Source organism: Nonomuraea sp. NPDC049607 (assembly GCF_040675375.1).
Taxonomy (GTDB): Bacteria; Actinomycetota; Actinomycetes; order Streptosporangiales; family Streptosporangiaceae; genus Nonomuraea.
Window position 1 is genome coordinate 221,115 of the sequence record NZ_JBFAOV010000016.1, and the last position, 19,583, is coordinate 240,697.

General features: G+C 69.9%; 19 protein-coding genes. 5 read left to right on the forward strand and 14 right to left on the reverse strand.

The window, feature by feature from the left end:
- Window positions 1-57: 57 nt before the first annotated feature.
- Window positions 58-546, forward strand: a complete 489-nt coding sequence (locus tag AB0J97_RS29355) for a VOC family protein (RefSeq protein WP_357694263.1) — start codon at window positions 58-60, stop codon at window positions 544-546.
- A 14-nt stretch (window positions 547-560) separates the two neighbouring features.
- Here the strand turns inward: AB0J97_RS29355 and AB0J97_RS29360 are convergent, their stop codons facing one another.
- Window positions 561-755 carry a hypothetical protein gene (locus tag AB0J97_RS29360; RefSeq protein WP_357694261.1) on the reverse strand — a complete coding sequence of 65 codons (195 nt, stop codon included), beginning with the start codon at window positions 753-755 and terminating at the stop codon, window positions 561-563.
- A 43-nt stretch (window positions 756-798) separates the two neighbouring features.
- On the opposite strand from AB0J97_RS29360, the gene AB0J97_RS29365 reads away from it, so the two are divergent.
- Entirely contained in the window at window positions 799-993 is a 195-nt protein-coding gene (locus AB0J97_RS29365) for a DUF3046 domain-containing protein (protein ID WP_357694260.1), read from the forward strand.
- Here the strand turns inward: AB0J97_RS29365 and AB0J97_RS29370 are convergent.
- A complete protein-coding gene (locus AB0J97_RS29370) occupies window positions 976-1,251 on the reverse strand; it encodes a hypothetical protein (RefSeq protein ID WP_357694258.1) in 276 nt (91 codons plus the stop codon). The genes AB0J97_RS29365 and AB0J97_RS29370 overlap by 18 nt on opposite strands.
- Window positions 1,252-1,664: 413 nt before the next feature.
- Window positions 1,665-2,276 (reverse strand): GNAT family N-acetyltransferase, encoded by a 612-nt coding sequence (locus AB0J97_RS29375; protein ID WP_364094252.1) that lies wholly within the window; start codon window positions 2,274-2,276, stop codon window positions 1,665-1,667.
- Window positions 2,277-2,653: 377 nt separating this feature from the next.
- On the opposite strand from AB0J97_RS29375, the gene recA reads away from it, so the two are divergent.
- On the forward strand, window positions 2,654-3,748 hold the full coding sequence (recA, locus tag AB0J97_RS29380; RefSeq protein WP_352323144.1) for a recombinase RecA: 1,095 nt from the start codon (window positions 2,654-2,656) through the stop codon (window positions 3,746-3,748).
- A gap of 680 nt (window positions 3,749-4,428) precedes the next feature.
- On the opposite strand, the gene AB0J97_RS29385 is transcribed toward recA, so the two are convergent.
- A complete protein-coding gene (locus AB0J97_RS29385) occupies window positions 4,429-4,569 on the reverse strand; it encodes a hypothetical protein (RefSeq protein WP_364094255.1) in 141 nt (46 codons plus the stop codon).
- A gap of 435 nt (window positions 4,570-5,004) precedes the next feature.
- On the opposite strand from AB0J97_RS29385, the gene recX reads away from it, so the two are divergent.
- A complete protein-coding gene (gene recX, locus AB0J97_RS29390) occupies window positions 5,005-5,817 on the forward strand; it encodes a recombination regulator RecX (protein ID WP_364094259.1) in 813 nt (270 codons plus the stop codon).
- Window positions 5,818-6,025: 208 nt separating this feature from the next.
- Here the strand turns inward: recX and AB0J97_RS29395 are convergent, their stop codons facing one another.
- On the reverse strand, window positions 6,026-6,427 hold the full coding sequence (locus AB0J97_RS29395) for an NUDIX domain-containing protein (RefSeq protein ID WP_364094262.1): 402 nt from the start codon (window positions 6,425-6,427) through the stop codon (window positions 6,026-6,028).
- 533 nt (window positions 6,428-6,960) lie between these two features.
- Between AB0J97_RS29395 and rny the strand changes: the two genes are divergently transcribed.
- A complete protein-coding gene (gene rny / locus AB0J97_RS29400; RefSeq protein ID WP_357694253.1) occupies window positions 6,961-8,577 on the forward strand; it encodes a ribonuclease Y in 1,617 nt (538 codons plus the stop codon).
- Between the two features lie 256 nt (window positions 8,578-8,833).
- Here rny and AB0J97_RS29405 read toward each other — a convergent pair whose 3' ends face one another.
- The 9 genes from AB0J97_RS29405 to AB0J97_RS29445 all read right to left on the reverse strand — a co-directional run bounded on the left by AB0J97_RS29405 (window position 8,834) and on the right by AB0J97_RS29445 (window position 19,443).
- The gene (locus tag AB0J97_RS29405) at window positions 8,834-9,796 is read right to left on the reverse strand and encodes an ABC transporter permease (RefSeq protein WP_364094266.1); all 963 of its coding nucleotides are present in this window, start codon (window positions 9,794-9,796) and stop codon (window positions 8,834-8,836) included.
- A gap of 75 nt (window positions 9,797-9,871) precedes the next feature.
- Window positions 9,872-10,873, reverse strand: a complete 1,002-nt coding sequence (locus tag AB0J97_RS29410; protein WP_357694249.1) for an ABC transporter permease — start codon at window positions 10,871-10,873, stop codon at window positions 9,872-9,874.
- Window positions 10,870-11,868: a dipeptide ABC transporter ATP-binding protein gene (locus AB0J97_RS29415; RefSeq protein WP_364094269.1), complete on the reverse strand. Its 999-nt coding sequence runs from the start codon at window positions 11,866-11,868 to the stop codon at window positions 10,870-10,872. Before AB0J97_RS29415 ends, AB0J97_RS29410 begins: the two co-directional genes overlap by 4 nt.
- The gene (locus AB0J97_RS29420; RefSeq protein WP_357694245.1) at window positions 11,868-12,905 is read right to left on the reverse strand and encodes an ABC transporter ATP-binding protein; all 1,038 of its coding nucleotides are present in this window, start codon (window positions 12,903-12,905) and stop codon (window positions 11,868-11,870) included. Before AB0J97_RS29420 ends, AB0J97_RS29415 begins: the two co-directional genes overlap by 1 nt.
- 61 nt (window positions 12,906-12,966) lie before the next feature.
- Window positions 12,967-14,760 (reverse strand): ABC transporter substrate-binding protein, encoded by a 1,794-nt coding sequence (locus tag AB0J97_RS29425; protein WP_364094273.1) that lies wholly within the window; start codon window positions 14,758-14,760, stop codon window positions 12,967-12,969.
- A gap of 236 nt (window positions 14,761-14,996) precedes the next feature.
- On the reverse strand, window positions 14,997-16,802 hold the full coding sequence (locus tag AB0J97_RS29430) for a prolyl oligopeptidase family serine peptidase (RefSeq protein ID WP_364094276.1): 1,806 nt from the start codon (window positions 16,800-16,802) through the stop codon (window positions 14,997-14,999).
- Between the two features lie 40 nt (window positions 16,803-16,842).
- Window positions 16,843-17,694, reverse strand: coding sequence for a glutamate ABC transporter substrate-binding protein (locus AB0J97_RS29435; protein WP_357694655.1), 852 nt, complete (start codon window positions 17,692-17,694; stop codon window positions 16,843-16,845).
- A gap of 166 nt (window positions 17,695-17,860) precedes the next feature.
- The gene (locus AB0J97_RS29440; RefSeq protein WP_364094279.1) at window positions 17,861-18,778 is read right to left on the reverse strand and encodes an amino acid ABC transporter permease; all 918 of its coding nucleotides are present in this window, start codon (window positions 18,776-18,778) and stop codon (window positions 17,861-17,863) included.
- Window positions 18,775-19,443: an amino acid ABC transporter permease gene (locus AB0J97_RS29445; RefSeq protein ID WP_364094282.1), complete on the reverse strand. Its 669-nt coding sequence runs from the start codon at window positions 19,441-19,443 to the stop codon at window positions 18,775-18,777. Before AB0J97_RS29445 ends, AB0J97_RS29440 begins: the two co-directional genes overlap by 4 nt.
- Window positions 19,444-19,583 lie beyond the last annotated feature (140 nt).

Sequence of the window (19,583 nt, forward strand, 5' to 3'; positions counted from 1 at the left end):
ACGCATTGGAGCGGCGACGGGCGATTGAGCGGGGGGCAAGACGGACATACAGCGACCGTGACCATTGATTATGCCGCCGTCGAGAGCCGACGCGCCCAGTTGCGAGACCGGTACGCCTTAACGCACCGGCCGTCGAGCAGCGCCCGTGGCCTGCACCACGTGGCCCTGCTGTCGTCCGATGTGGAACGGACCATCAAGTTCTACCAGGAACTTCTGGAGTTCCCGCTGACGGAGATCATCGAGAACCGCGACTACAAGGGTTCGAGCCACTTCTTCTTCGACATCGGCAACGGCAACCTGCTCGCCTTCTTCGACTTCCCGGGGCTCGACCTCGGCCCGTACCAGGAGGTGCTCGGCGGGCTGCACCACGTGGCGATCTCCGTCGACCCCGCCACCTGGGAACGGTTGCGCGGCAAGCTGGAGATGGCCGGCGTGCCGCACCAGATCGAGAGCGGCGCCTCCATCTACTTCAAGGACCCCGACGGCGCCCGCCTGGAGCTGCTCGCCGACCATCTCGGTGAGATGTACGGCACGCGGGTGTTGTGACCGTGCGTCCCGGCTCAGCGCCGTGACGCCCTGCGCGTACGCGGTACGCCCGCGCGGGGCTCCTGCCTGATTCCGGCGTGCCGCTCCGAGCGCTGTCCCTTCTCCTTCTGCACGGCCTGCCGCATCGCGAGTAACAGCCGGCGGCGGCGCGCTCTGTTGGCCTTGGTCCTGGCGCTCTTCGGGGGTGAGGACTTGGGGGTCTTCGGCATGCGGATGTCCTACCCACACCTGACGCGCTTCCATACTTGGTTCATGCGCCTGACCGAGTTCTGGAGACGGATGAACGCCCATTTCGGCGAGACCTATGCCGACTCGTGGGCCCGCGACTACGTGATCGCCCCGCTGGGCGGCCGTACCGTGACGCAGGCGCTGGCCGACGGCGAGAGCGCCAAGACCGTGTGGCGGGCCGTGTGCCAGGTGGAGGACGTCTCACCCCGGCTGCGCTGAGCCGAGCGCACGGCGGAGCGCGTCCGCCGTGCCCTCCAGGTCGTCCGCGTCGCCCTGCCCGCCCGGCGACCACAACAACGTCCAGCCTCCGCTGGAGGGGGTGGCGAAGACGATCGTCTGGCGGCGCGTGCGCGGATGCCACACCCACAGCACCGGGTCGTCGCCGCCGACCATGCGGCTGACCAGCCCCCGGTCGGGCAGCAACTCGGCGAGCTCCTCCAGAAGGGTGCGTCGTTCCCCGGTGTAGCCACTCGCCACTTCGCCGCCTCCAAGCCAGTACCCTGCAAGTGAGTCTCCCCAGCTCACGGCGTATGACAACACGTCGGCGGCAACCCGCGCGGAAGATCGGGAACGTTCTGTTCCGCGCGCCCCACCCGTCACTCCGGTCCCATGACCACGCTCTCCGGACCGGTGGGGAGAACGTCCGTGACGTCTCCCCGCGCGGCGATCCACGTTCCCCGGGCCTGGTTCACCTGTCCCCCGTCCGCAAGGGACAGGTGTTCGTCCGGCCCGGACCCCTACAAGCGCCCGTCACATCCGCCCGCCGTGCCGGTTCCACGATCCCCAGGGCAGACCCCACGGCCGATCCGTCAGCCGGCAACCACCATGAACGCGAGCGGTATCCGGGCACGGCCTCGCCCTTTCCTGAGCGGCCCGCGCCGGCGAAGGCGTCACTGGCCCGATGGCGGATGGAGGTCCAGGATCATGTCGAACGACCGTGTGCCGTCCCTCCCGGTGAAGGAGCCGACCAGTTGGAAGCCGTGCTTCTTGTAGTAGCGAAGGGCACGTGCGTTGTCGGCGAGAACGCCGCCGAACAGGATGATTCTCCTCCTGCCGAAATGCCGTGCGACGTCCGCGACGAGCGGGAAGATCTGCGTTCCCACCCCCCTCCCCTGGTAGTCGTCGGCCAGGGTGGGGCCGAAGCGGCAGTCCGTCGCCGCCAGGTGGATGCCGGCCTCCCGGTAGCGGGCGATGTCCGCCGGGTGAGGATCGAGACTGAACTCGACAAGGCCGACGATCCTGCCGGACAGCACGTCCTCAAGCACCAGCCTGAGCTTGTCGTGACGCGCGATCGCGTCACACAGCTTCCGGGCGGCCTTGAGGTCGTACCCGTCGAAGGTGCTCAGTCGCCTCGATTCGGCGGACAGCCCCTCAAGGAAGGCCGCAAGACGTTCCGCGTCAGTGTGCATGAGCGGTCGGAAGGCGACCTCCGAACCGTCATTCAGGTTCAGGCGCCACGTCAGGACAAGCGGGTCTTCGGCGACCGCCTTCAGTGTGAGCACCTCGGCAATCCCTCCCCGCTCAGACCTCGGTGGCGCGAACCTACTGGTCATCCACCTTCGGCGGCAACGCACATTGTTCGCTGTCACAGGACACCCGGCGAATGCTGATCATCGTCACGAAGGTTGATGACCACCGGTCTCGTGACACCGAAGACCGACTGACGCGTCGCCAACACGCTCGACCTTCGCTGTCACGGGACACCGAACACGCCGCATGCATCCCAGCAGCGTGTTCGTGATGTGATCGAACAGTCGTTCGGCTACGATGAACCTTGCCGAACTCGGCCACGCCTTCTCCGACCGTCGCAGAAAATGTCGGTGGCAGGCCGTAGCTTTCACTCGACTGATCGGACCACGACCCTCCAGAGGGAGCTCCCATGGCTATCAACGACCGCGAGAAGGCCCTCGAGACCGCGCTCGCTCAGATCGAGCGGCAGTTCGGCAAGGGCTCCGTCATGCGACTGGGTGACGACGCCCGAGCCCCCATCGAGGTGATCCCCACCGGGTCGATCTCCCTTGACGTGGCCCTCGGCATCGGCGGCCTCCCGCGTGGGCGCATCGTCGAGATCTACGGCCCCGAGTCCTCGGGCAAGACCACGGTCGCCCTGCACGCGGTGGCCAACGCCCAGCGGGCCGGCGGCATCGCGGCGTTCATCGACGCCGAACACGCCCTTGACCCCGAATACGCCAAGAAGCTCGGCGTCGACACCGACGCCCTGCTGGTCTCCCAGCCCGACACCGGTGAGCAGGCGCTGGAGATCGCCGACATGCTGATCAGGTCCGGCGCGGTCGACATCATCGTCATCGACTCGGTGGCCGCCCTGGTGCCCAAGGCCGAGATCGAGGGCGAGATGGGCGACAGCCACGTCGGCCTCCAGGCCCGCCTGATGTCCCAGGCCCTGCGCAAGGTCGCCGGCGCCCTCAACAGCACCGGCACCACCGCGATCTTCATCAACCAGCTCCGCGAGAAGATCGGCGTCATGTTCGGCAGCCCCGAGACCACGACCGGTGGTAAGGCGCTCAAGTTCTACGCCTCGGTCCGCATGGACATCCGCCGCATCGAGACCCTGAAGGACGGCACCGAGGCGGTCGGCAACCGCACCCGGGTCAAGGTCGTCAAGAACAAGATGGCCCCGCCCTTCCGCGTCGCCGACTTCGACATCCTCTACGGCGTGGGCATCTCCCGCGAGGGCGGCCTCATCGACATGGGCGTCGAGCACGGCTTCGTCCGCAAGTCGGGCGCCTGGTACACGTACGAGGGTGACCAGCTGGGCCAGGGCAAGGAGAACGCGCGCAACTTCCTGAAGAACCACCCCGACATGGCCAACGAGATCGAGAAGAAGATCAAGGACAAGCTCGGGGTCGGTCCGAAGCTCGACACGCCCGCCGAGCCCGCCGCCGCCGTCCCGGCTCCCGCCGCCGCGCCCTCGGGTCGTGGCTCGAAGTCCACCCCCAAGCCTGGTGACGTCTGATCGGTCGGCGCATGAGTGACAGGGATCCGTCGCAGGCGCCCCGTTCCCAGGACTGGGGCGCATGGCCCGACCTCCCCGCCTCGGGGGAGCGCAAGAAGCGCGGACCCCGCGGCCCCCGGGCCACCACCCCCGAGCCGACGACCCGGGCCGCTGCTCCCGAGCCGATGCCCACCTCCGAGCCGGTGACCCGGGCGACCGGTCGCCGGGCCTCCGGCGGGGGCTCGCGTGGCGCCGACCTGGCCCGGTCGGCCACGGACGGCTGGCCATCGGTAGACGAATGGCACGAACAACGCGCCCGCCTCCGAGCCACCGCCTCCCAGACCCCCACCCCGGACGACGACCACTCCTCCTCCGCCGACACGGGGGCGGAGGACACGGCTGCCCGCGCCGGGCTGGATGACATGACCGGCCAAGCCGGGGCTCACGACGCGGACGTCCAGGCTGAGGCGGACGACGCAGCCGTCGTGGCTGACGTCGTCGTCCCCGATGAGGTGATCGTTCATGCTCAGGTGGAGGACGAGGGCACGTCCGGCGGGCGGACCGTCGACGTGCCTCCGGCGTGGGGCCCGGGCCGGCAGATGGCGGCGCCGACCTTCCAATGGCCGGGTGACCAGCGCAGTCAGGCCGACGGGGATGCCGAGGGGCAGGCTGGTGAAGCCGACGCGAGCTTGAGTGATGCCTCAGGCACCGGGCTCAGGGATGAGGCGCGTGTCGGGCCGGGCGATGCCGCGGGTGTTGAGCCCGGTGGCGAAGCGGGCACGGCGTGGTGGGTCGCTGACCGTGGTGACCTGCCGGACCAGCTCGGTCCTGATGGGCGTCACTCGGCCGATCAGCCCGTCCCGGGCGAAGAAGCCGCACCCGACGGCCGCAGCTCAGGTGGTCGTGGACGAACCGGAGGGCGGGCGTCCCGGGGGCGGTCGGAGGAGAGTGCCGACGCGCCGATCTTCGTCTGGCCGGGAGAGCGCAAGGCCTCTGCCGACAGTGACACCGTTGCAGGCGAGTCTCCCGAGAACGCCCGCCGGGGACGAGCCCGCGAGGCCGGTTCTGGAAGGCGTAAGCGGAAGGTCCAGTCCGACGAGGATCTCTCCGGAAGCCCCTTGGGCGAGCAGAGCGGTCATGAGGGCGCGGACACTGCTGGGCGGCGTACGAGCAGGCGGAGAGCTCAGGATGGTGAGGGCTTCTCCGGACGGCGTCCGGCTGGGCTGAGCGGTGAGGGCGGCGGCGATGTCCCTGTGGATGTCCCTGTGGATGTCCCTGTGGAGGAGCGCCTGCCGGAGCGGGAGGTTCCGCACGAGCCCGACGGCGTTGAGGAAGCGCCGGCGGGTGCGGCTGCTCCCGCGGAGAAGCACGGCGCCGATGAGTGGCATTCTGAGGTACTGGCCGGAAGCAGCTGGTTCGGCGACGAGCAGGACGCGGGTGGGAAGAAGCGTTCGAGCAAGGGACGTCGTGCAGGCGACCGGGGAACCGGCTGGGGGAGCGGCAGAGGGAGTGGACGTTCCGGGAGAGGGGCGGCGGGCCGTGGCGGGCCGCTGCCCGACGGCCCGGACGCCGACAGTCCCGCCGCGGCGGCCCCCGAGGCGGACCCGGAATCCGTGGCACGGGCCATCTGCCTGCGGTTGCTCACCATGGCTCCCAAGACCCGGGCACAACTCGCCGAGGCCCTTCGCAAGCGGGACGTGCCGGATGAGGCGGCCGGAAAGGTGCTTGACCGGTTCGTCGAGCTCGGGTTGATCAATGACGAGGCGTTCGCGGAGGCCTGGGTCGACTCCCGGCACCATGGTCGCGGCCTGGCGAAACGTGCGCTCGCGGCCGAGTTGCGCCATCGGGGCGTGGACACCGACACCGTGAAGGACGCCGTGGAGCGCCTCGACTCCGACCAGGAGGCCGAGACGGCCCGGCGACTGGTGGACCGCAAGCTCTCCTCCACCCGGTCCCTCGACCCGCAGACCCGTACGCGGCGTCTGGCCGGCATGCTGGCGCGCAAGGGGTATTCGTCGGGGCTCGCGTACCGGGTGATCCGGGAGGCTCTTGAACAGGAGGGCATCGACCTGGACGACGACTTCTCCTGATCCCGAGAACCACACCTGACCTGCCCCGACCTCCCTGGACTCCCAACCCCTTCGGGCCCAGAGCCCCTTCGGGCCCAGAGCCCCTTCGGGCCCAGAGCCCCTTCGGGCCCAGAGCCCCTTCGGGCCCAGAGCCCGTCAGGTCCGGAGCTCAAGGGGATCGAGGGCGGGTGGCGGGTGATGCCCGGGGAGTGGTTCGGGTGTGGCTGGGTCAGTGAAGGTGTCCGGTCTGGTGCAGGTGGTCGAAGATGATCTGGTCGACGGGGGACACGCGGTCGCGGTCGGCGTAGGTCAGCCAGGTGACCTCCTCGATCTCGCCGCTGGGTGTCGGTACGCCGTGATGTTCGGCGGTGTAGCAGGTCATCTGCACGGTGATGCCGTCGGCGTGGCCGTGCGCCTGGGCGCGGTAGGTGCCCACGTGGCTGGCGGTGGTGGGGACGATGGCGATGGAGAGCTCTTCGTCGATCTCGCGGATCAGGGTGTCGAGGTCGGTTTCGCCGGGCTCACGCTTGCCGCCGGGGAGGTAGTAGACGGTCTTGCCTCGCGAGCGGGTGCTGAGGATCTTGCCGTCGTCCAGGTGGATCCAGGCGATCTTGTCGATGGTGTTGTCCACTGTGTGTGCTCCTGTTCGAGGGGACGGGCCGAGGTCGAAGCGTACGGACGGGTTGCGGTTGCGGGCTTGGGGGCAGGGCTGAGTCGCATGGATGGTCTGGAGACCTAGGTGGCCAAGGTTTCATGATGGGTTTGGGTTGTTGGGCTTTGGCTGGGCTTTTGGGGGTTGGAGGGGTGAGGGTGGGGGACAAATGGGGGTGATCGTGGGTTATGTGGTTGATTGGGGAGATGCGGTCCCGTAAGACACGCTTGAGGACGCGTTTGCTTGCTCGTGACCTGTTCGACGCATAACCTCGACGGCAGTGAGGAGTTACTCCGCGCAGCGCGGATTGCCATACGGTGAACGACGGACGAACGAGCTCGGTTGATCGAGGCAGGCGAGGTGTCGGCTATGAGGGCCGATGCCCGGTCCGCCTTGGCCTGGCATCGGTCCTGGAGACGACGCCGACCGGGCTTTCCGTGGCGCGCACGTGACCCCTCCCGTTTTGGGTCCGCGTTATGAGGTGTCGACGACGCGAGGAGGGCGGGGCGCGCATGCAGCCGCTTGTCGTGGTGCTGATGGTGGCGGTGCTCGTGCTCGCGTTCGGGATGATCGTGGCGCTGCTCGTCGTCATACGCCGTACCTCTGGCGGTCTGCCCCGTAAGGCCCAGCCGAGCCCTGAGCAGGTGGAGGCCGTACACGCGGAGCTTGAGGAGGCGCGGGAACGCGCCAAGGAGATCCGCACCAAGGCGGAGAGCGACGCCGAGGAGATTCTGCGCAGGTCGGAGGGCTCCGCCGAGAGCGCCGCGCAGATGCGGCGGGAGGTCGAGGAGGAGAGCCGGATCCTGAAGTCCGAGCTCAAGGAGCTCCGGACCGATCTCGAACGCAGGGAGGCCAGGCTGGCCGAGCGCGAGCAGCGGCTCGACGAGGAGGCCAGGCGGCAGTCCGAGCGGGACAGGAAGCTGGCCGAGACCGAGGTCGAGCTGGCCGACCGGCGCGAGGAACTGCTCCAGGTCGAGGACGAGCGGCGGATGATCCTGGAACGGGTCGCCGGGCTGACCGGGGAGCAGGCCAAGTCCGAGCTGGTCAAGGAGATCGAGAACCAGGCCAAGCGCGAGGCGGCGCTGATCATCAGGGAGATCGAGGGCGAGGCCCGCAAGGAGGGCGAGAAGCGCGCCACCAAGATCGTGACGCTGGCGGTTCAGCGGGTGGCGGCCGAGCAGACGGCGGAGTCGGTGGTCAGCGTCCTGCATCTGCCCGGTGACGAGATGAAGGGCCGGATCATCGGGCGCGAAGGGCGCAACATCCGGGCGTTCGAGTCGACCACGGGCGTGAACCTGATCATCGACGACACGCCTGAGGCGGTGTTGTTGTCGTGTTTCGACCCGGTTCGCCGGGAGACTGCGCGGCTCACGCTGGAGAAGCTGGTGCTCGACGGGCGCATCCATCCGCAGCGGATCGAGGAGGCGCACGACCGCAGCCGCCAGGAGGTGCAGGACCTCTGCGCGCGGGCCGGCGAGGACGCGCTCGTCGAGCTGGGCATCACGGACATGCACCCCGAGCTGACGTTGCTGCTCGGGCAACTGCGTTACCGCACCTCCTACGGTCAGAACGTGCTCAAGCACCTGATCGAGTCCGCGCACATCGCCGGGATCATGGCCGCCGAGCTGAAGATGAACCAGCAGCTCATGAAGCGGTGCGCGCTGCTGCACGACATCGGCAAGGCCCTCACCCACGAGGTCGAGGGCAGCCACGCGCTGATCGGCGCCGAGATCGCCCGCCGGTACGGCGAGCAGGAGGACGTGGTGCACGCCATCGAGGCGCACCACAACGAGGTCGAGGTCCGTACGGTCGAGGCGGTGCTCACCCAGGCGGCCGACGCCATCAGCGGCAGCCGTCCGGGGGCGCGCAGGGAGTCGCTGGAGGCGTACGTCAAGCGGTTGGAGCGGCTGGAGGAGATCGCGCAGTCGTACGAGGGCGTGGAGAAGGTGTTCGCCATGCAGGCCGGGCGGGAGATCCGGGTCATGGTCAAGCCGGACGCGATCGACGACATCCAGGCGCAGGTGATCGCCCGGGACGTGGCCAAGCAGGTGGAGGAGGAACTGACGTACCCGGGGCAGATCCGGATCACGGTGGTACGCGAGTCCCGCGCCACCGAGTTCGCCCGCTGATCCCCCACACGCATGCTGCCCCCAAGAGAGGGCGCACGTCCGGAGGTAGGGCACAGGCCAGGGGAAGGGCGCGGGTCCGGGGGTTGGGCGTAGGCCAAGGGAAGGGCGCGGGTCCGGGGAAGGGCGCAGGTCAAAGGAGCGAGGGGAAGGCGGGTCGGCGGGCGCGGGGTGGTCGCGCCCGCCGGAAGGTGCCGTCTCCCGCGATGGCGGTTCCCGGGGGCGATGTGAAGGCCGGGCGGACCCCGGGGGAGCGGTGTCAGGCCAGGCGGATTCTTGGGTCGAGGAGGCCGTAGGCGATGTCGACGATCAGGTTGGCCACCACTACGGCGGTCGTGGCCAGGACGACGACGCCCATGATCACCGGCAGGTCCCCGCTGACGAACGCCTGCACCACCGCCTGCCCGATGCCGCCGAGCCCGAAGACCGACTCCGTCACCACCAGCCCGCCGATCAGCGTGCCGATGTCCACGCCGAGCTGCGTCACCACGGGGGTCAGCGCGGCGCGCAGGCCGTGCCGGTAGATGACGCGGCCCTCGGGCACGCCCTTGGCACGGGCGGTACGGATGTAGTCCTCGCCCAGGACGTCCAGCATGGACCCCCGGGTGAGCCGGGCGTACGAGGCCGCCTGGACCATGGCCAACGTGATCCACGGCAGGATCAGGTGCCGGGCCCATTCTCCGGGGTTCTCGGAGAAGGGCACGTACGAGTCGGGTGGCAGGATCGGGGCGCCCGCCATGGTGAGCTGGAAGAAGAAGAAGTACAGCAGGAGCAGGCCGACCACGAACGTCGGCATCGAGACCCCGGCCAGGGCCAGCGTGGTCAGCGCGCGGTCCAGGAACGAGCGGACTCGGGTGGCGCTGAGCACGCCGGCGCCGACGCCGAGGCAGAGCCACAGGACGGCCCCGCCGAGCACCAGCGAGAACGTCGGCGGGAAGTCCTGGGCGAGCAGCTTGCCCACCGATTCGCCCGAGAAGTACGACTGGCCCAGGTCGCCGTGCACGAGCCGGCCCAGGTAGTCGAAGTACTGGACGATGGTGGGACGGTCGAGGCCGAGGTTGTGGCGGATCAGCTCGACCTGCTCGGGGGTGGCCTGGCGGCCGGCCAGCGTACGGGCGGGGTCGCCGGGGGCGACGAAGAACAGGAAGAACGTGCCCAGGGAGACCAGCCACAACACGAGCAGCCCGAGCAGCGTCCGCCGCAGCAGGAACCGTCGCAGCATCAGCCCTCCACCTCCTGACGAAGTCCCGGCGTCCCGCCGCGTGACCTGCAAGGTTTCCAAGACCGCCGGGCGGGGTCACGAAGTCGCGGCATCGGACCTCCCGGTGGCGGGAGCCGGAGCCGGCGGGGAGCGGCGCTTGCGGCGTCGCCGGCTGAACAGCCGTTCCATCCGGGGGTCGATGGCGTCCCTGATCCCGTCGCCGACCAGGTTGAAGGCCAGCGTCGTGATCAGCAGCGACGCCGCCGGGAACCCCAGATACCAGTACGCCACCCGGTAGAACCCCTGGGCCTCGCTCAGCAGGTTCCCCCACGACGGGGTCGGCGGCACGATCCCGAGCCCCAGATAGGACAAGGTGGACTCGAACACGATCGCGGCCGGCACCAGCAGTGTGGTGAGCACGATGACGGGGGCCAGCAGGTTCGGCAGGATGTCCACGAACATGATCCGCGCGTCGCCGGCCCCCAAGGACCTGGCCGCCTCCACGTACTCGCGTTCCTTGAGCGACAGGGTCTGCCCTCGCACCACGCGGGCGATCGCCGCCCAGGAATAGAACGAGATCACCCCGATCGTCGCGGTCAGCGACGGCCCGGCGATGGACACCACCGCGATCGCGAAGATCAGGTACGGGAACGACAGCACCACGTCCATGAGCCGGGACAGGATGGTGTCGATGACGCCGCCGTAGTACCCGGCCAGCAGCCCGACGACCACCCCGATCAGCGCCGCCACGCCGGTCGCGACCACGCCGACGAGCAGCGAGACGCGCGCGCCGTACAGGACCCTGATGAACAGGTCGCGGCCGAGGCGGTCGGTGCCGAACCAGAACTCGCCGTTGGGCCCGACGGGCAGGCCCTGGTCGGTGATGCCGGTGTCGCGGAACTGCTCGTCGGGGTCGTGCCCGTTCCAGGCCGAGATGAGCGGCGCGGCCAGGGCGAGCAGGCACAGCAGCACGACGACGATGCCCGAGATCAGGGCCACCCGGTCGGACCTGATCCGGGCCCAGGCGAGCTGCCAGGGGCTGCGTCCGGCGATCGTGCGGTCGGCGACGACGTCCGGGCGGATCTCCGTGAGTGTCATGCGGTCCTCCCGGCGGTCAGGTCCTCGCCCGCCTCGACGGGGTAGTGACAGGCGACCAGGTGCTCCTGGGGCACCAGCAGCGGCTCCTCGGCCGAGCAGCGTTCGCGCGCCTTCGGGCACCGGGGATGGAAGCGGCAGCCGGAGGGCGGGTCGATCGGTGAGGGCACGTCGCCGGTGAGGATGATGCGGTGCCGCCGTTCGGCCTCGTCGGGGTCGGCCACGGCGGTCGCCGACAGCAGCGCGTTCGTGTACGGATGACGCGGCGCCGTGTGCAGCTCCTCCGCGGTGGCCAGTTCGGCCACCTTGCCCAGGTACATGACGGCGATCCGGTCGCTGACGTGCCGTACCACCGACAGGTCGTGCGCGATGAACAGGTACGTCAGCCCGAAGTCGTCCTGGAGGTCCTTGAGCAGGTTGAGGATCTGGGCCTGGATGGACACGTCGAGCGCCGACACCGGCTCGTCGCAGATGATCAGCCGGGGCCGCAGCGCGAGCGCCCGCGCGACCCCGATGCGCTGCCGCTGACCGCCGGAGAACTCGGCGGGGAAACGGTTGTAGTGCTCAGGGTTGAGCCCGACCCGTTCCATCAGCTCCTGGACGGTACGCCGCAACTCCTGGCCGCTCTGCACCCGGTGGATGACGAGCGGGTCGGCGATGATCGACCCGACCCGCCGGCGCGGGTTCAGCGAGCCGTACGGGTCCTGGAAGATCATCTGGATGTCGCGCCGGTAGGGCCTCATCTGGCGTCGCGGCAGATTGGTGATGTCCGCGCCGTCGAAGCGCACGCTGCCGGAGGTGATGGGATGCAGGCCCGCGATGCATCGGGCCAGCGTGGACTTGCCGCAGCCGGTCTCGCCGACCAGGCCGAGCGTCTCGCCGGGCGACAGCTCCAGGCTGACGCCGTCCACGGCTCTGACCTGCCCGATCGTCTGTTTGATCAGCATGCCGCTGGTGATGGGGAAGTGTTTGACCAGGTTCTCGACTTCGAGCAGCATCACGCCTCCTCCGCCGTGACCCGCGCCGCCCGCTTGCGCAGCGCCTCCGCCTCCGCGCCGAGCCCGATCGCCTCGTGCGGCAGCCAGCACGCCGAGGCGTGCCCGCGCGCGCCCGCGATGGAGGACAGCGGCGGCCGTTCGGCGGGACAGACCGGCATCACGTACGGGCAGCGCGGATGGAAGGCGCACCCGGACGGGATCGCGATCAGGCTCGGCGGCGAGCCGGGGATGGGCCGCAGCCGGCCGCCCCGGTCGCCGGTGCTGCCCGGGATCGACTCCAGCAGGCCCTTGGTGTACGGGTGGTGCGGGTCGTAGTAGAGCGTGCGCCGGTCGGCCCGTTCGACGACGAGCCCGGCGTACATGACCAGGACCTCGTCGGCCATGCCCGCCACGACGCCGAGATCGTGCGTGATGAGGATGAGCGCGATGTCGAACTCGGCCTGCACCCGCCCGATCAGCTCAAGGATCTGCGCCTGAACGGTCGCGTCCAGCGCGGTGGTGGGCTCGTCGGCGACGATGAGCTTGGGATTGAGCGCGAGCGACATGGCGATCATCGCCCGCTGCCGCATGCCGCCGGAGAACTGGTGGGGGTAGTCGTCCACCCGGCGGTCGGGGCGCGGGATGCCCACCAGGCCCAGCAGCTCGACGGCCCGTTTCCTGGCCTCGGCGCGGCGGGTGCCCGGATTGTGGACGCGGATCAGCTCCTCGATCTGCCAGCCGACCTTGTAGAGCGGATGGAGGCTGGTCAGCGGGTCCTGGAAGACCACGCTGATCTCCGCGCCGCGGATCCGGCGGAGTTGCTCGTTGTCGAGTCCGAGCAGGTCGATGCCCTCGAACAGGGCCGTGCCCGAGATGTCGGCGTCGGGGGTCAGCCCGAGTATCGCCTGGGTGCTCACGGTCTTGCCGCTGCCGGACTCGCCGACGATCGCCAGCGTCCGGCCGCGGTCGACGGTGAACGACAGCCCCCGCACCGCCTGGACCACGCCGTCGGATGTGGGGAAGGACACCTGGAGGTCGGTTACCTCAAGCAGGCTCATATGTCTCCCTCGCGGTTGTCCCGCGGGCCCGCCTGCCGGCGAGCCCGCGGGACACCGGTCGTCAAGGCGTGTTGGGGTTCAGCCAGAGGTTGGTGACGTCGTAGACCTGGTACGACGGCAGGTAGAGGGCGTTCTGCACCCGCTTGTTCTTGTAGAGCGGCGTGTTCTGGTTGTTCAGCGGCACCATCACCGCGTCGGCCAGCACCGTCTGGTCGGCCTCGTGCCACAGCGCCGCGGCCTTGGCCTGGTCGGTCTCGGCGAGCGCCCGCTTGATCAGGTCGTCCACCTTGGGGTTGCTGTAGCAGCCGTAGTTGCTGGTGCCGGGGTTGCAGTTGGTCTGGAACAGCGGCTGCATGACCGCGCGGCCGTTGGTGCCGTACCAGTCGGGGATCCAGCCGGGGGCCGACAGGTCCCACTCGCTGTTCTTGGCGTGCGAGGGCGTCTGCAGGTAGGTGTAGTAGTCGCCCTGGCGCAGCGGCAGGCCCTTGACGGTGATCCCGCACTTCTTCAGGTCGGCCGCGTACGACTGGAAGTTGGCCGGGTGGTTGCCCGCGTTGCGGAAGGCGCCGATGAGGGTCAGCCCGTTGGGGTAGCCGGCCTCGCTCAGCAACTGCTTGCACTTGGCCGGGTCGCCCTGGTCGCCCGGCGTCGGGTACGGGTTGTACTCCTGGTAGCCGATGTTGCCGGGCGGGATGACCGTGTGCAGCGCGGTCGCGACGTCTGCGCCGCCGTAGATCTTGGCGATGGCGGTCTTGTTGATCGCGTACTCGATGGCCTGGCGGACCTTGAGCTTGCCCATCGCCCCACCCGCGTTCTTACTCTGCAGGTTGAACACCACGTACGGGTTCGTCACCGCGCCGGGGAAGATGGTGAAGTTGGGGTCGTTGCCCTTGAGCTGCGGGATCTGCGAGGTCGGCACCGGCAGGTCCCAGGACAGGTCGGCGCTGCCGGCCTCGATCTGCTGCTGGACGGCGTCCGGCTCGCCGACGCCCATCTTGACGTCGATGGCGTTGACGTACTGGTGCCTGATCGGGTCGGACTCCTGCTTCCAGGCGGGGTTCTTCTCCAGCCGGATCGACTTGGTGGCCACGTACGAGGCGATCTTGTAGGGGCCGTTGGAGATCACGTGCTGGCGGAAGGTGGCGTCGTCGGGGACGTACTGGTCGTACTCCTGCGGCGCGGCCGAGGCGAAGTTCAGGGCCAGGATGTTGAGGAAGTCACCGGCCGGCTGGGTCAGGGTGAAGACGAGCGTCTTGTCGTCCTTGGCCTGCACGCCGGCGATGTCGTGGCCGTTCTGGAAGTCGGCCAGGGCCTGGGCGGTGGGCTTGGCCTTCTCGAACGCCTTGATGTAGGCGTCGCAGTACTCGGCCATGCCCTTGATCGTGCTGGTGTAGTAGCCGGGCGCGCCGGAGCCCGCCACCGGGTTGCAGATGCGCTTGAACCCGCGGACGAAGTCGCCCGCCGTCACCGGCCGCGGCGGCTGGGTGTCCCACTGCACGCCGTCGCGCAACTTGATCGTGTACGTGAGCTTGTCGGCGCTCAGACCGCCGTTCGCCTCGGTGGGCAGTTCGGTCGCTATGTCGGGCAGCACCTCGTAGCCCTTGGTGGTGTCGGCTCCCGCCGCGACGCCCTGGAGGGCGTAGAGCTGGCGCGAGTAGCCGCGCATGATCGCGATGGTGACGACGTAGTAGATGCTGGTCGGGTCGAGATGGTCGACGTCGCCCGATCCCACGAGCCTGAGCGTGCCGCCCGAGACGGGGCTGCCGGAGCTCTGGCTCGCCGCGGTGGGCGGAGCGGAGTTGCTGGTTCCGTTCTGCGTCGCGCAAGAGGTGGCGAGCAGAGTTGCCGCTGCCACCGTGATGATGCTGAGATGGCGCAAGCTGGCCATCTGGCCTCCCTCGTGCCGAGATGGGGGTGTTCTTGGCTGGCACAGCTGGGGCGCGTGTCGTGGCCGCGACGCGCGCCCCACGTTTACTGAATCGAGCAACCCATGCCGGAGGAAGACTGTCGAGGTCGGTTACGTAACTGTTTGCGATCAGCGACTGGTCGGTAATGCTGGTTCAGTACGGGAATTGTCTGGAGATCGCGACATTAACTGAATAGCTGCTGGTAGAAGGCCAGCTCGGCGGCCAGGGCCGCGACCCGCGTCTCCAGCCGGCGAAATCCGTGGGATTCGCCGTCGAAAGCGAGATAGGTGCAGGGGACTCCGCGCTCGGACAACGCGTCGGCGAAGGCCGTCGACTGCTCGGGCGGCACCACCGGATCGTCGAGCCCCTGGAGCAGCAGCATCGGGCAGGACACCCCGTCGACCAGGCCGAGCGGCTCCCGGGAGGCGTAGACGGCCGGGTCGTCGCCGACCAGCCACTCCACGTAGCGCGACTCGAAGTCGTGGGTGTGCGTGGCGAGCGGCGCGAGCGCGCTGACGCCGTAGTAGGACACCCCGCCCGCGAACACGCCGGAGCGGCAGCAGGCGGCCATCACCGTCCAGCCGCCGGCGCTGCCGCCGCGCACCGCGATCCGGGCCGGGTCGGCCAGCCCGGAGTCGGCCAGCCACTGCGCGGCGGCGACCGTGTCGGCGACGTCGACCAGCCCCCACTGGCCGCGCAACCGCTCCCGGTAGGCGCGGCCGTAGCCGGTGGAGCCGCCGTAGTTCACGTCGAGCACGCCGATGCCGCGCGAGGTCAGGAACGCCTTCTCCAGGTCGAGCGCCGTGTCGGAGTGGGCGGTCGGGCCGCCGTGCACGAAGACGACGTACGGCGTGGGCTCCTCGCCGACCTGGTGGAGGAAGGCGTGGACGGGCCGCTCGCCCGGCACGACCACCGGCCGCGGATCGGGCAGCCCGGACAGGTCGGGCAACTGTTCGGCGGCGTGGGCCAGCGGCTCGGCCCGGCCGGAGGCGACGTCGACCCGAACGACGGACCGCGGCAGCCTGGCCGCGTGCCCGATGCCCGTGACGGACATGCCGTCGGCCGCGAGCGCGGCCTGCCATCCCGTGTAGGGCAGGTCGAGGTCGTGGAGCGCTCCCGTGGCCGGGTCGAGCACGCCCAGCCGCAGGTCGCCGCGCCCGTGCAGGACCGCGAGCCGCCCGTCGCCGAGCACGGTGTACGGCGCTCCGCCGAGCTGCCACGGCGGCTGCGTGAACTCCTCCTCCGCCGGGCACAACGCCCGCGGCGCCCCGCCGTCGAGGCCGCACTCGTAGAGGTTCCACCAGCCGGAGCGGTCGGAGACCAGGTAGAGGGTGAAGTCGTCCTTCCAGGCGGGCGACAGGACGGACTCGGCCTCGCCGCCCAGCACCGTGCGGGTCTGCCCGTCGCGCAGCCGGACGACGCGCAGCTCGGTGCCGTCCCAGGGCATGCGGGGGTGGTTCCAGCAGACGTAGGCCAGGTGGGCGCCGTCGGGGGACAGGACGGGCGAGGCGTAGAAGTCGTGGCCCGAGGCCCGTTCGCGAGGCTCGCCGCCCGCCAGCGGGATCGACACGACGGAACGGGCGATCTTGCCGTGCTCGCCGTGGCGTTCGCGCACCGCCCAGACCTCGCCGTCGCGGACGGTCAGGTCGGCGTAGCGGGAGCCCTCGGCGGTGAGGGGTTTCGGCTGGCCGTTTCGCCCGACAAGGTACAGGCGCTGGTCGGCCAGCCCGGCGAAGACCACGTCGCCGTCCGGTGTCACGGCGAAGGGGCGGCCGCCGTACTCGTGGACGCGGGTGCGGGCGCTCCAGGGCGCGGGCAGCAGGTCATGGCAGGTGCCGTCGGCCTCGCGGCACACGATCGCGGTGCGGCCGCCCTCACCCGGACGGTCTTCTGTCCACCACACCCGGCCACCTCGGGCGACGGGCCATCCGGGGCGCAGACCGGCGGCGGCGACGTCGCGGGCGGAGATGGGGGACGGCCAGAAAGGCATACCCGCATCCTGCCGGAAGATCCGGGGTCGTGGGGCGCGATCAAGAACATCTCTCCTGCGGCGGCATCGACGTGGGCAGCCTGAGCCCGGTGTCGCCGAACCATTTGCGCAGCAGCCGCGTGGCCGTCCCGTCCCGCCACATCTCGGCCACGGCCTGGCCGGCGGCCTCGCAGGTCTTGATGTCGCCCTTCTTCAGCCCGATGCCGTACAGCTCGTCGGTGAAGGGGTCGTTGAGCAGCCGGAACTGGCCGGGGGCCTGCTGGGCGAAGCCGGCCAGGGACAGGTCCTCGGTGGAGACGGCGTCGAGCTCGTTCGCGGAGAGCTTGCGCACGCAGTCGGAGTAGTTGGCCGCGGGCACGGCCACGACGGGCAGGTCGAGCTTGCCGTCCGGCGGAGGGGCGGCGACCCGCTTGAAGGAGTTGGAGCCGGCCACCTGGCACACGCGCTTGCCCCGCAGGTCGCCGACCTCGCGGATGGTGGGATCATCGGCCCGGACCATCGTGTCCTGGTGCACGAGCACGTACGGGCCGGCGAAGGTGACCTTGGGCCTGCGGGACTCGGTGATGGAGTAGGTGGCGAACACCATGTCCACGGTGCCGTTCTGGAGCAGCGCCTCACGGCCCGCGGCGGGCGCCTCCCACCAGGTGATGCGCACGGGCCGGCCGCCGGCCAGCTTGGCGACGACGTACCGGGCGACGTCCACGTCGAAGCCCACGGGGTCGCCGGGGCCGGACTTCAGGCCCAGGCTCGGCTGGTCCCACTTGGTGCCCACGATGACCTGGCCGGTGCCCTTGATCTTGCCCACGACGCTGGAGTAGGCGCCGCCGCCACCGCACGCCACCGGTACGGCGACCGCGGCCGCGCCGGCCAGCGCCACCACGACTCCACGCATCCGCACGCACAGGAGTCTGCGGGCTGGGCGGCCCCGGAGGGCCGGTCCGCGTGCCGCGTGGGCGAAGATCTGAGGCTTTCTTTACGAGACGGCGGCGGCCGGGAGCTCCGGAGCCGTCCGCGGGAGTACGGCGGCAGGCCCGCGAGCCCGCCGCCGTACCCGCCGGTCACTCCACAGGGATGTCGGGCGCCATGCCGCCGCCCTCGGTGCCCTGGCCGGTGCCCACGCCGACGGAGGCCGCGCCCGGGGTGGCGATCGGCCGCGCCGTGGTCTTCCTGCTGCGACGGCTGCGCCGCTCCAGCAGGGTGGCCAGGTGGCTCAGCGTCATGTTGAGCGCCACGTAGATGATGCCGATGACGATCGCCGCCGGGATCAGCGAGCCGAAGTACGCGGCCGGCAGGATCTTGAACCCGGTGTTGAGCAGGTCGACGTAGGCGATGATGTAGCCGAGCGCGGTGTCCTTCAGCAGCACCACGAGCTGGCTGACGATCGCCGGCATCATCGTCGTGACCGCCTGCGGCAGCAGCACCAGGCGCAGCACCTGGTTCTTGCGCATGCCCACCGCGTAGGCGGCCTCGGCCTGCCCCTTGGGGATGGCGTGCACGCCCGCGCGCACGATCTCCGCCAGCACCGAGCCGTTGTACAGCATCAGGCCCAGCACCACCGCGATGAAGGCGTAGTCGCCGCCACCGGCGATGGCGGGCGCCAGGTAGAAGATGAAGAAGATCAGCAGCAGCAGCGGGATGGACCTGAAGACCTCCACCACCGTGGCCGCCGGGACCCTGATCCAGGCGTGGTCGGAGAGCCTGGCCAGGCCGAAGACCGCGCCGAAGACCATCGCGAGCACCGCCGCGGCGGCCGCCGCCTCCAGCGTGCCGAGCAGGCCCGGCAGGATGAACTCCTGCCACACCTCGGCCGTCAGGAACGGCTGCCAGATCTTGCCGTCCCACTGGCCCTTGGCGTCGAAGCCCCGGTAGACGAAGTACGCGACGGCCAGGACCGCCAGGACACTGATCGCCGTCAGCAGGTGATTGCGCAGCCGGGCCCGCGGTCCGGGGGCGTCGAACAGCACGGACGCGCTCATCGGGCCACCGCCAGACGCCGGGCCAGCCAGCCGGAGAAGAAGCCGATCGGCATGGTCACGATCATGAAGGCCACGACCACCCCGAGGAAGATCGGGATCGAGGCCCCCGTGGTGTCGAACGTGAGCTTCATCTCGGCGGCCACGTCGGCGGCGTACCCGCCGGCGACCGCCACCGTCGTGTTCTTGATCATGGCGATCATCACGCTGGCCAGCGGCGCGATGACCGATCGGAACGCCTGCGGCAGGATGATCAGCCGCAGTGTCTGCATGAAGTTCAGCCCGATCGCCCGGGCCGCCTCCGCCTGTCCCATCGGGACCGTGTTGATGCCCGAGCGCACCGCCTCGCACACGAACGCCGACGTGTAGATCGACAGGCCCATCGAGACGATCCAGAAGGAGTTCGTCCGCGGCTCGCCGGAGAAGACGAGGCCGAGCTTGTCACTCAGGCCCAGCGCCGAGAACGCCAGCACCAGGGTGAGGGGGGTGTTGCGCACCACGTTCACATAGACCGTGCCCACCGCGCGCAGCACGGGCGTCGGGGAGACGCGCATCCCGGCCAGGACCGTCCCGAGGACGAGCGAGACGACCGCGGCCACGAGCGCGATCCTGATGTTCCCCCAGAAGCCCATCGCGAGGTCGGGCAGGTACTTGATTAGTTCATCCATCGTGCTCCACCGCATAGAGCGGCGGGGGGCGGGGGGCCCCCCCCCCCCCCCGCGCGGGCGGCCAGGACCACCCCCCACCCGAGCAGCCCCACCCCCACCACCAACACCACCCCCGGGAACGCGGAGGACGCGAGGGCGGG

Coding starts and splice junctions, on each gene's coding strand:
- AB0J97_RS29410 (WP_357694249.1), bottom strand. CDS start 10,873: ATGACACTCACGGAGATCCGCCCGGACGTCGTCGCCGACCGCACGATC.
- AB0J97_RS29420 (WP_357694245.1), bottom strand. CDS start 12,905: ATGAGCCTGCTTGAGGTAACCGACCTCCAGGTGTCCTTCCCCACATCC.
- AB0J97_RS29360 (WP_357694261.1), bottom strand. CDS start 755: ATGCCGAAGACCCCCAAGTCCTCACCCCCGAAGAGCGCCAGGACCAAG.
- AB0J97_RS29415 (WP_364094269.1), bottom strand. CDS start 11,868: ATGCTGCTCGAAGTCGAGAACCTGGTCAAACACTTCCCCATCACCAGC.
- AB0J97_RS29435 (WP_357694655.1), bottom strand. CDS start 17,694: ATGCGTGGAGTCGTGGTGGCGCTGGCCGGCGCGGCCGCGGTCGCCGTA.
- AB0J97_RS29445 (WP_364094282.1), bottom strand. CDS start 19,443: ATGGATGAACTAATCAAGTACCTGCCCGACCTCGCGATGGGCTTCTGG.
- AB0J97_RS29430 (WP_364094276.1), bottom strand. CDS start 16,802: ATGCCTTTCTGGCCGTCCCCCATCTCCGCCCGCGACGTCGCCGCCGCC.
- recA (WP_352323144.1), top strand. CDS start 2,654: ATGGCTATCAACGACCGCGAGAAGGCCCTCGAGACCGCGCTCGCTCAG.
- AB0J97_RS29365 (WP_357694260.1), top strand. CDS start 799: ATGCGCCTGACCGAGTTCTGGAGACGGATGAACGCCCATTTCGGCGAG.
- rny (WP_357694253.1), top strand. CDS start 6,961: ATGCAGCCGCTTGTCGTGGTGCTGATGGTGGCGGTGCTCGTGCTCGCG.
- AB0J97_RS29440 (WP_364094279.1), bottom strand. CDS start 18,778: ATGAGCGCGTCCGTGCTGTTCGACGCCCCCGGACCGCGGGCCCGGCTG.
- AB0J97_RS29405 (WP_364094266.1), bottom strand. CDS start 9,796: ATGCTGCGACGGTTCCTGCTGCGGCGGACGCTGCTCGGGCTGCTCGTG.